This is a genomic window from Kitasatospora sp. NPDC057223 (assembly GCF_042669755.1).
Lineage (GTDB): Bacteria > Actinomycetota > Actinomycetes > Streptomycetales > Streptomycetaceae > Kitasatospora.
This window is the reverse complement of the sequence record NZ_JBHUWW010000112.1, coordinates 19,343-30,827: the sequence shown is the minus strand read 5'-3', so window position 1 is coordinate 30,827 and position 11,485 is coordinate 19,343. Positions and strand designations below refer to the sequence as shown.

The 11,485-nt window shown below is 73.6% G+C and carries 2 protein-coding genes and 1 pseudogene; all 3 read left to right on the top strand.

Annotation, left to right across the window (positions count from 1 at the left end):
* Positions 1-580, top strand: a 580-nt coding sequence (locus ACFUK0_RS30305; protein WP_380255657.1) for a phosphopantetheine-binding protein, incomplete at its 5' end; no start/stop codon positions are given.
* Positions 581-877: 297 nt separating this feature from the next.
* Positions 878-6,343: pseudogene (locus tag ACFUK0_RS30300) on the top strand (type I polyketide synthase); the annotation flags it as partial.
* Between the two features lie 95 nt (positions 6,344-6,438).
* Positions 6,439-11,448: a type I polyketide synthase gene (locus ACFUK0_RS30295; RefSeq protein WP_380255656.1), complete on the top strand. Its 5,010-nt coding sequence runs from the start codon at positions 6,439-6,441 to the stop codon at positions 11,446-11,448.
* Positions 11,449-11,485: the final 37 nt, after the last annotated feature.

Sequence of the window (11,485 nt, the reverse complement as noted above, 5' to 3'; positions counted from 1 at the left end):
GGTGGTGGCCGGTGGGTCGGGTGAGGGGGCGTTGCGGCAGCGCCTCGCCGGCCTGGACGAGGAGGAACGCGCCCACACCCTCCTGGAACTCGTGCGTACGCACGTCGCAACGGTGTTGGGGCACGCCTCGGCGGAGGCCGTGGAACCCGACCGGGCGTTGAGCGATCTGGGGTTCGACTCGCTGACCGCGGTCGAACTCCGCAACCAGCTGAACCGGGCCGCCGGACTGCGACTGCCCGCGACCCTGGTCTTCGACTATCCGACCCCTGCCGCACTCGCCGGGCACCTCCAGCAGCAGTTCGGTCCGGTCGACGGCGCGGCGGGTTCGATCTCGGTACTGGACGCGGAGTTGTCGCGGCTGGAGTCGCTGCTGGCCGGAGCCGCCGCTGACGAGCGCGAGCACGACCGGATCGCGCTGCGGCTGCGAACACTGACGTCCCGATGGATCGGCGGTCACCGTACGGACGAGCCGGTCGGCGGGGAAGCCGGTGACGAACCCGGTGGCGCCGATCTGAGCGCGGTGACCGCGGACGAGCTCTTCGACATTCTGGACGGCGAACTGGAGACCCCGGCCTCATGACCGGCAGGGGGGGCGTCCCCGGCGTCACGGTGCCGCTGACCAGGACCTTTGCCGCACCCCTTCGCCGGGACAAGGGGTGACTGGGGTGCGGTTAAGGGTTGGCCCTCCCGGAGGCGCTCAGTAGCCTCCTGAAGGTGGAAGCCCTCGTGGCGTCCGGCAGGTTCGGCCGATGGCGATCGACGCCGAGAACACCAGTCCTGACCCAACCCCTTCCGTCTGCCGTCAGAGTTTCCCGACCATGAGGAGTGGACCTCGGTGAGCAACGAGCAGAGGCTTCTTGATTATCTGAAACGGGCCACTGCCGACCTGCGCGACGCACGGAAGCGCCTCGCCGACGCCGAGCGGCAGGCCGTTGAACCGATCGCCGTCGTCGCCATGGCCTGCCGCTACCCCGGGGGGGTCGCCTCGCCGGAGGATCTGTGGCGGTTGGTCGAGAACGGTGTCGACGCGGTCTCGGAGTTCCCGACCGACCGGGGTTGGGACTCGGGCCTCTACGACCCCAGGCCGGGCACGCCCGGCAGGACCTACGCCAACCATGGCGGCTTCCTGCACGACGCAGCCGACTTCGACAGCGACTTCTTCGGCATCAGCCCCAACGAGGCCCTCGGGACCGACCCGCAGCAGCGGTTGCTGCTGGAGGTGTCCTGGGAGGCGTTCGAGCGGGCCGGCATCGATCCGGGTTCACTGAAGGGCAGCCCGACCGGCGTGTTCGCCGGTGTGATGTACCACGACTACGCGCTGGGCAGCGCGCCCGGCAGCTCCAGCGGCGGCAGCCTGGTGTCCGGCCGAGTCGCTTACACCCTGGGGCTGGAGGGCCCGGCGGTGAGCGTGGACACGGCGTGCTCCTCGTCGCTCGTCGCACTGCACTGGGCGGTGCAGGCGCTCCGCCGCGGGGACTGCACTCTCGCGCTGGCGGGTGGCGTGACGGTGATGTCCACCCCCGACATGTTCCTCTACTTCAGCGAGCAGCAGGGCCTTGCCGCCGACGGCCGTTCCAAGTCCTTCGCGGCGGCCGCGGACGGGGTCGCCTGCTCCGAGGGTGCCGGGATGCTGCTGCTGGAGCGGCTGTCCGACGCACAGCGCAACGGGCACCGGGTTCTCGCCGTGATCCGCGGCTCGGCCGTGAACCAGGACGGTGCCTCACAGGGCTTCACCGCGCCGAACGGCCCGGCGCAGCAGCGGGTCATCCGGCAGGCCTTGGCGAGCGCGGGCCTGTCGTCGGCGGATGTGGACGTGGTGGAGGCACACGGGACGGGGACGCGTCTGGGTGACCCGATCGAGGCGCAGGCGCTGCTGGCGACGTACGGGCAGGACCGGCCCGAGGATCAGCCGCTCTGGTTGGGTTCGATCAAGTCCAACATCGGGCATGCCCAGGCCGCGTCCGGCACGGCGGGCATCATCAAGATGGTCCAGGCGATCCGCAACGGCATGCTGCCGAAGACCCTGCACGTGGACCGGCCCTCCCCGCAGGTGGACTGGTCGGGGGGCAACGTCAGGCTCCTCACTGAGCAGGTGGCCTGGCCGGAGCGTGGACGTCTGCGCCGGGCGGGTGTGTCCTCGTTCGGTCTGAGTGGGACGAACGCGCATGTGATCGTGGAGGAGGCGCCGCAGCGGGAGGTCGTCGAGGCTTCTGCTGAAGGCGGCGGTCCGGTTCCGGTGGCGGTGTCTGTGTCGGTGGTGCCGTGGGTGGTGTCGGGTCGGACGCCGGGTGCGGTGGCGGCGCAGGCGGGGCGGTTGTTGTCTTTGGTGGGCGATGAGGCGCTGTTGGATGTGGCGTTCTCGTTGGCGACGTCGCGGGCGGTGTTTGAGCATCGGGCTGCTGTGGTGGGTTCGGATGTGGAGGAGTTGCGGCGGGGGTTGGCCGCGTTGGTGTCGGGGGAGTCCGTCCCGGTGCTGGCGCGGCGTGGTGGTCGTTCGGCGTTTGTGTTCACGGGTCAGGGTGCGCAGCGGTTGGGGATGGGGCGTGAGCTGTGCGCGGCGTTCCCGGTGTTCGCGTCGGCGTTCGACGCGGTGGTGGCGGAGTTGGACGGGTGGTTGGGCCGGCCGTTGCGGGAGGTGGTGTGGGGTGAGGACGTCGGGTTGTTGAACCGGACGGGGTTCGCGCAGCCGGCGTTGTTCGCGTTCGAGGTGGCGTTGTTCCGTCTGGTGGAGTCCTGGGGCGTGCGCCCGGACTTCGTGGCGGGGCATTCGGTCGGTGAGATTGCCGCCGCCCACGTCGCGGGGGTGTTCTCCCTTCAGGATGCGGCTCGTCTGGTGGCGGTGCGTGGCCGGTTGATGGAGGCGCTGCCGGAGGGCGGTGCGATGGTGGCGTTGCAGGCGGGTGAGGCGGAGGTTGTGCCGCTGCTGGGTGACCGGGTGGGTCTCGCTGCCGTGAACGCCCCCGGCTCGGTGGTGGTTTCGGGTGATGAGGACGCGGTCCTCGACGTCGCCGCGCATTTTGAGGCGCTGGGCCGCAAGACGTCGCGGCTGGCGGTGTCGCACGCGTTCCACTCGGTGCTGATGGAGCCGATGCTCGACGAGTTCCGTGCGGTGGCAGGCGGGTTGGAGTACCACGAGCCTTCGGTGCCGGTGGTCTCGACGGTGACCGGCGCGCTGGGCGCCGACCTGGCCTCGCCGGGGTATTGGGTGGGGCAGGTGCGGGAGAGCGTCCGCTTCGCGGATGCCGTCCGTGTGTTGGAGGCGGAGGGTGTCAGCCGGTTCCTGGAGCTGGGTCCTGACGGTGTCCTGACCGGGCTGGCACAGCAGTCCGTGACGGGTGAGCAGGCGACGCTGGTCGCCGCCACCCGCCGCAACAGGCCGGAGCCCGCCGCCCTGGTGACCGCACTGGCCCAACTCCACACCTCTGGCGCGGCAGTGGACTGGTCGGCGTTCTTCGCCGGCACCGGCGCCCGCCGGATCGACCTGCCGACCTACCCCTTCCAGCGTCGGCGCTTCTGGGTCAGCGCCCCCGGGCCGGGTGGCGATGCCTCCGCCGTCGGCTTGGACGTCGTCTCACACCCGATCCTGGGTGCCTCGGTCCAGACCCCCGGAACCGACGAGATCCTGCTGACCGGCAGGCTGTCCCGCGACCGGCAGGCCTGGCTGTCGGACATGGAACTGCTGGACACCGTGGTCTTTCCCGGCGCGGGGCTGGTGGAGTTGGCACTGTCGGCCGGTGAGCAGGCCGGGGCCCCCCTGGTTCGCGAGCTCCTCGCGGAGGAGCCGCTGGTGGTGCCCGAGCGCGGCGGCCTTGCGCTTCGTGTGCTCGTGGGGACGCCGGACGGGCACGGGCATCGCGCGCTGACCGTCCACTCGCGCGCTGACGACCCCGAGTCGCTGTGGATCCGGCACGCCACCGGAGTACTGGCCGACGGCACGGTCGAACCGCCGGCCGGGCTCACCGAGTGGCCGCCTGTCGGCGCCGAGGAGCTGGACGTCGACGAGGGCTACGAACGCCTGTGGGCCCGAGGGCACGGCTACGGCCCGGCGTTCCAGTGCCTCAAGGCGGTCTGGCGGCGCGGCGACGACCTCTTCGCCGAGGTTGAGCTGCCCGACCGGGCCGCTGCCGATGGCACCGGCTTCGTCCTGCACCCGGCGGTGCTCGACGCAGCCCTCCAACTGGAGCTGATCGGCCGGTCCGGTGATGCATCGCCACCGGCACCGATCCAGCCCGCGGCGTGGACGGGCGTCTTCGCGTACGCGAGCGGGCTGTCCACCGCGCGATTGCGCGTCACGCCGGCGAAGGGCGGAGGGTCGACGCTGGTCCTGGCGGACGCGGCGGGCATGCCGGTGTTCTCGGCGGACACCGTCGTCTCCCGTCCGGTGCCCGCCGACCGGCTCGCCGCCGCCGACCGCCACGACGGCCTCCTGCAACTGGAGTGGGTACCGGCGCCGTCGCCCGCCGCCTCGGCGGCGGCCGACGTTACGGTGCTCGGTCCGGACCTGCTCGGAATCGGCCCCGCCGGGCCGACGGACGACCCGCCCGTCGAACCGGCCGCGGCCGGCGGCGGCGCCGGGGCGGCCCCGCGGTTCGCGCTCTACTGCTGCCCCGCTCCCGACGGGCAGGGGCCTGCCGAGGTGCGCGCGGTGCTGAACTCGGTACTCGACACCGTGCGTACGTGGCTGGCCGGGGAGGCGCCGACGGCAGGCGCCCGACTGGTGGTGGCCACCAGGGGTGCCGTCACGGCCGACCTCACCCAGGCCCCGGTGTGGGGCCTGGTCCGCGCCGCGCAGGCCGAACACCCCGACCGGCTGGTGCTGCTGGACATCGATGCCACACCCGAGTCGCGTCGCGCACTGCCGGCCGCACTCGCCTCCGGCGAGGCCGAGCTGGCGCTGCGCTCCGGGCGGGTGCTGCTGCCCCGGCTGGTGAGGGCCACCGGGCCGGCCGGGCCGCGCCCGGACCTGGCCGGCGGCACCGTGCTCGTCACCGGGGGCACCGGCGGTGCGGGCGCGCTGCTGGCTCGCCACCTCGTCACCGCGTACGGCGTCCGGCACCTGGTGCTCACCTCCGAGCCCCTCGACACCCCGGCCCCCGGTACCGACGTCGCCCCCCTCGGCACTCCGGCCCCCAGCCTCGGTCAGGCCCCCGGCGGCGACCGTGACGCAGACGAAGGCGCGGGCATCCGGGCGGAGTTGGCCGCACTCGGCGCCGAGGTCACGGTTGCCGCGGTCGACCCCGCCGACCGCGCGGCGCTCGAAGCCCTGATCGCGGGGCTCCCCGCCGCCCACCCGCTGACGGCGGTGGTGCACACCGCCACCGGCGCCCCCCACGCACTGCTGGACGCCCTGACTCCCGACCGGCTGGCCGCGACGCTGCGTGCCAAGGCCGAAGTGGCCTGGCAGTTGCACGAGTTGACCCGGGACCGCGAGCTCGCCGCGTTCGTCCTGCTTTCCTCCTCCGCCGCCTTGGTGCACGGTACGGGCCAGGCCGCCGCCGCGGCGGGGGACGCCTTCCTCGACGCGCTGGCCGTCCACCGCGCCGGGCTGGGCCTTGCGGGCCGGTCCGTCGCGTTCGGGCCCTGGGAGGAGGTGACCGCGTCGCCGCAGCGGGACCTCCTCGCGAAGGTCGGCCTTCCGGCCTGGACCGTCCCCGCCGCGCTGGACCTGTTCGACCGGGCGCTGTGTGCGGCCGCCCCGGCGGTGGCGCCGATCCGGCTCGACCGGGCGGCGCTGCGGGCCCAACCCGGTGACGTTCCGCCGGTGCTGCGCTCCCTGGTGCCCGGTCCCGCCCGCCGGGCCGGGCTCCGCGAGGCCGGGGCGGACCTGCGGCAGCGCCTCGGCCGGCTCCACGCGCACGAACGCGATCGGGTCCTGTTGGACGTGGTACGGGCGAACGTCGCCGCGGTCCTCGGCCACGCCTCGCCGGAGGCGGTCGACCCGGACCGTGCGTTCCAGGAACTCGGCTTCGACTCGCTGGCCGCCGTCGAACTGCGCAAACGACTCGGTGACGCCACCGGGTTGCACCTGCCCGCCACACTGATCTTCGATCACCCGACGTCCCGAGTCGTCGCCGACCACCTGGGCGGCCGGATCGATCCGGTGGACGGCGACCCGGCGAAGCCGCTGCTCGCCGACCTGACCCGGCTGGAGGCGGCCCTCGCGGCGCTGCCGCCGGCCGAGGACGGGCACCGGACGGTCACCGCCCGGCTGGAGGCGCTGCTGCGCCGCTGGCAGGACACGCACGGCGCCCCGGCGGCCGAGCAGGCCGCGCCCCGCGACTACGGCACGGTGACCGACGACGAGCTGTTCGAGGTGCTCGACGGCGAACTCGGGACTCCCTGACCGGAGTTCCGAGGTACCTCCGCGCGATGAGCCTCCGCGACCGGCCCCTCCCGCGATCAACCCCCTGCGAACAGATCGAGATTGGCAGCGGCTTCATGAGCAACGACGACAGGCTCCGGGACTACCTCAAGCGCGCCACCACGGATCTCCAGCAGACCAAGCGGCGGCTGCGCGAAGTCGAGTACCAGCAGCACGAACCGGTCGCCATCGTCTCCATGAGCTGCCGGTTCCCCGGTGGCATCAGCTCCCCGGAGGACCTGTGGGACTTCGTCGCCGCCGGTTCCGACGGGATCTCGTTCTTCCCCGCCGACCGCGGGTGGGACCTCGACGGGATCTACGACCCCGAGCCCGCCGTGACCGGCCGCACCTACTGCCGTGAGGGCGGCTTCCTGCACGACGCCGGAGACTTCGACCCGGACCTCTTCAGGATCAGCCCGCGCGAGGCCCGCGACACGGACCCGCAGCAGCGCCTGCTGCTGGAGACCGCGTGGGAGGCGTTCGAGCGGGCCGGGATCGACCCCACCTCCCTGGCCGGCAGCCGGACCGGGGTGTTCGCCGGAGTCGTCTACCACGACTACGCGGTCGGCGGCGGCACCGGCGGTATGGCCAGCGTGGCCTCCGGCCGGGTCGCCTACACCCTGGGCCTGGAGGGGCCCGCGGTGACGGTCGACACGGCCTGCTCCTCCTCGCTGGTCGCCCTGCACTGGGCCGTCCGGTCGGTGCGGGCCGGCGAGTGCTCGATGGCCCTGGCCGGTGGCGTCACCGTGATGGCCCACCCGTCCTCCTTCATCGGCTTCAGCCAGGACCGCGGTCTCGCGCCGGACGGCCGGTGCAAGTCCTTCGCCGCCGCGGCCGACGGCACCACCTGGTCGGAGGGGGTGGGCCTGTTGCTGGTCGAGCGGCTCTCCGACGCCCGCCGCAACGGCCACCCCGTGCTGGCCGTCATCCGCGGCTCCGCCGTCAACTCCGACGGCGCATCCAACGGGCTGACGGCCCCCAACGGCCCCTCGCAGCAGCGGGTGATCCGGCAGGCCCTGGCCGACGCGCAGCTCTCCGCCGCCGACGTCGACGCAGTGGAGGCCCACGGCACCGGCACCGTCCTTGGCGACCCGATCGAGGCACAGGCGCTGCTGGCCACGTACGGCCAGGACCGGCCCGCAGACCGCCCGTTGTGGCTGGGCTCCTTCAAGTCCAACATCGGCCACGCGCAGGCCGCGTCCGGCGTCGGCGGCGTCATCAAGATGGTGCAGGCGATCCGGCACGGAGTGCTGCCCCGGACCCTGCACGTGGACGAACCGACGCCCGAGGTGGACTGGTCGGAGGGCAACGTCCGGCTGCTCACCGAGCAGATCCCCTGGCCGGCCGGGGGGCAGCCGCGCCGCGCGGGCGTCTCCTCCTTCGGCATGAGCGGCACCAACGCGCACGTCGTGGTGGAGCAGGCACCAGCCGAGCCGGACCCCGCGGTGGACGACGGCGCGCCCGCAACTCCCGGCATCGCCAACCACGTTGTGCCGGTCGCCACCTGTGTTGTGCCGGTGGCTCTCGCGGCCCGCACGGCGGCCGCCCTGACGGCCCAGGCCGCCAGGCTGCTGACCCGGCTCGACACCGGTCCCGAGCCGGCCCTGCTGGACCTGGGCTACTCGTTGGCGACCTCCCGCGCAGCCCTGGAGCACCGGGCCGTGATCCCGACGGCGGACCGGGCCGAGCTGACCACCCGGCTGCGGGCGCTCGCCGAGGGCCGCGAGGCGGCGGGGATCGTCAAGGGGATCTCCCGTGGTGACGGCGGGCTCGCGTTCGTGTTCACGGGTCAGGGTGCGCAGCGGTTGGGGATGGGGCGTGAGCTGTGCGCGGCGTTCCCGGTGTTCGCGTCGGCGTTCGACGCGGTGGTGGCGGAGTTGGACGGGTGGTTGGGCCGGCCGTTGCGGGAGGTGGTGTGGGGTGAGGATGCCGGGTTGTTGAACCGGACGGGGTTCGCGCAGCCGGCGTTGTTCGCGTTCGAGGTGGCGTTGTTCCGTCTGGTGGAGTCGTGGGGTGTGCGTCCGGACTTCGTGGCGGGGCATTCGGTCGGTGAGATTGCCGCGGCGCACGTCGCGGGGGTGTTCTCCCTTCAGGATGCGGCTCGTCTGGTGGTGGTGCGTGGTCGGTTGATGGAGGCGTTGCCGGCGGGTGGTGCGATGGTGGCGTTGCAGGCGGGTGAGGCGGAGGTTGTGCCGCTGCTGGGTGACCGGGTTGGCGTGGCGGCGGTGAACGGGCCGCAGGCGGTGGTGGTTTCGGGTGATGAGGATGCTGTCCTCGACGTCGCCGCGCATTTTGAGGCGCTGGGCCGCAAGACCTCGCGGCTGGCGGTGTCGCACGCGTTCCACTCAATCCTGATGGAGCCGATGCTCGACGAGTTCCGCCAGGTCGCCGAGGGGCTCGGTTACCGGCCGCCGCGGATTCCTGTCGTCTCGACCCTCACGGGCGGGTTCGCCACCGCCGACGAGCTGTGCGAGCCCGGCTACTGGGTGCGCCATGTCCGCGGGAGCGTCCGCTTCGCGGACGCCGTCCGCACGCTGGCCGCCGAGGGCACCACCACCTTCGCCGAGATCGGCCCCGACGCCGCACTCACCCCGATGGGCGCCGACTGCCTCACCGCCGACGACCGCCCCGACGCGGACGCCGCCGACAGGGCCGCCAACAGGGCCGACGACAGGTCCGAGGAGCGCGCCGTCTTCGTACCCGCGCAGCGCCGCGGCCGCGACGAGGAGCACACCCTGCTGGCCGCCGTCGGCGCCCTGTGGACCCGCGGCACCGCCGTGGACTGGCCGGCGTTCTACGCCGACCGGGGCGCCCGGCGCGTCGACCTGCCCACCTATGCCTTCCAGCACCGGCACTTCTGGGCTCAGGACACGGAGCAGGCGGCAGCGGCAGCACCGGTCGCCCCGGCGGCCGGCCCGGACGGGCCCGCCGAAACCGATTTCTGGGACGCCGTCGAACGCGAGGACGCGCCCTCCCTCGCCGAGCGTCTCGACCTCCACACCGCCGATCTCACCCCCGTCCTGCCCGCCCTCTCCGCCTGGCGCCGCCGCCGACGCGAGGCGTCTGCGGTGGACGCCATGCGCTACCGGGTCCACTGGGAGCTGCTCGCCGAACGGACCTCCGACGCCCTGCCCGGCGAGTGGCTGCTGCTCCACCCCGCCGACGGCTCCCGCCGCGCGCTGGCGGAGGCGCTCGGAGACCTCCTCGCCGCCCGCGGCGCCGACGTCGCCATGGTCGGACTCGGCGGCGCCGACCAGGATCCCGCTCAGCAGGACACCGCCGACCGTGCCGCACTCGCCGAACGGCTCCGCGAGCGCACCGGCGACCGGGAACCCCGCGGCGTCCTCTCCCTGCTGGCCCTCGACGACCGCCCGCACTCCCGGCACCCGGCCCTCTCCCACGGGCTCACCGCCACCGTGGCGCTGGCCCAGGCCCTCGGAGACCTCGGCTGGCAGAGCCCGCTGTGGTGCGTCACCACCGGAGCGGTCGCCGTCGGCGCCCCCGACGAGGTGACCAGCCCCCTCCAGACCGCCGTGTGGGGACTCGGCACCGGGCTCTCCCTCGAAGCCCCCCGGACCTGGGGCGGCCTCCTCGACCTGCCCCATGACACCGACCCCGGCGCGGACGGGCCCGAGCTGCGACGCCTGTGCGACGCGCTGACCGGCATCGACGGGGAGGACCAGCTGGCCATCCGGCCCGGCGGTATGTTCGGCCGGCGGATGGTCCGCGCCGCCGACCCGCAGGAGGCCCAGGACGCCTGGCGCCCCCGCGGCACCGTCCTGATCACCGGCGGCACCGGCGGCCTGGGCGCGCACGTCGCACGCATGCTCGCCGCGCGCGGCGCCGCCCACCTGGTGCTCACCAGCCGCCGGGGCCCCGCCGCCGACGGGGCCGTGGAACTCGCCGCCGACCTGCGGGCCCGGGGTACCGACGTCACCCTCGCGGCGTGCGACATCGCCGACCGCGAAGCCCTGGGCATCCTCCTCGCAACCCTGGCCACCGACACCGGGCGCCCGCTCAGCGCCGTGGTCCACGCCGCCGGCGTCGCCCAGCGGATGGCCGACCTCGGGGACCTCACCCTCGCCGACTTCGCCGAGGTCGCCACCGCGAAGGCCCTGGGCGCACGCCACCTGGACGAGCTGCTCCACGACACCGACCTCGACGCCTTCGTCCTCTTCTCGTCCGGTGCCGCCCTGTGGGGCAGCGCCGGCCAGAGCGCCTACGCCGCCGCCAACGCCTACCTGGACGGCCTGGCCCACCGGCGCAGGGCCCGCGGCCTGGCCGCGACCTCGATCGCCTGGGGCTCCTGGGACGGCGGCATGGTCGACGCGCAACTCGGTGCCATGATGCGACGCATCGGCGCCCCCGCGATGGACCCGGCCCACGCGGTCGCCGCCCTGCGCCGGGTGCCCGCTCTCACCGAACCGCACACCGTCATCGCCGACTTCGACTGGCCGCGCTTCGCTCCCACCTACACCCTCGCTCGTCCGCGTCCCCTGCTCGACGCCCTGCCGGAGGTCCGCACGGCCCTCGCCGGCGACGGGACCGACGGCCCCGCGGGCGAGTCGGACCTGGTGCAGCGCCTCGCCGCGATGTCCGAGGTCGAGCAGCGCAGGACCCTGCTGGACCTGGTGCGCTCCCAGGTCGCCGAGCTGCTCGGATACGAGGACCCCGCCGACGTCGAACCCGGCCGGGCCTTCGACGAACTCGGCTTCGACTCGGTGGCCGCCGTCAACCTCCGAGCCGGTCTCAACACCGCCACCGGACGCCGACTCCCGACCAGCATGATCTTCGACCATCCGACCACCAGCGCGCTCGCCGACCACCTGCGCTCCGTGCTCTGCCCGACCGACGACACCGGTGTGCACTCTGTGCTCGCCGGGCTGGACCGCTTCGAGGAGGCGGTCGCGACGCTCTCCGCCGAGGAGATCGAGAGCAACCGGATCACCGCCCGCCTGCAGGCCCTGACCACGCGGCTCACCGACATCCTCAGCGGGTCCGCCGGCGCGGACATCGGCGGCCGGCTCGGCGACGCCTCCGCCGACGAGATCTTCGACTTCATCGACAAGGAACTCGGCCTCGCCTGATCGAGTGCACGAACGGCCCTCTCACCCAAGGACTCGG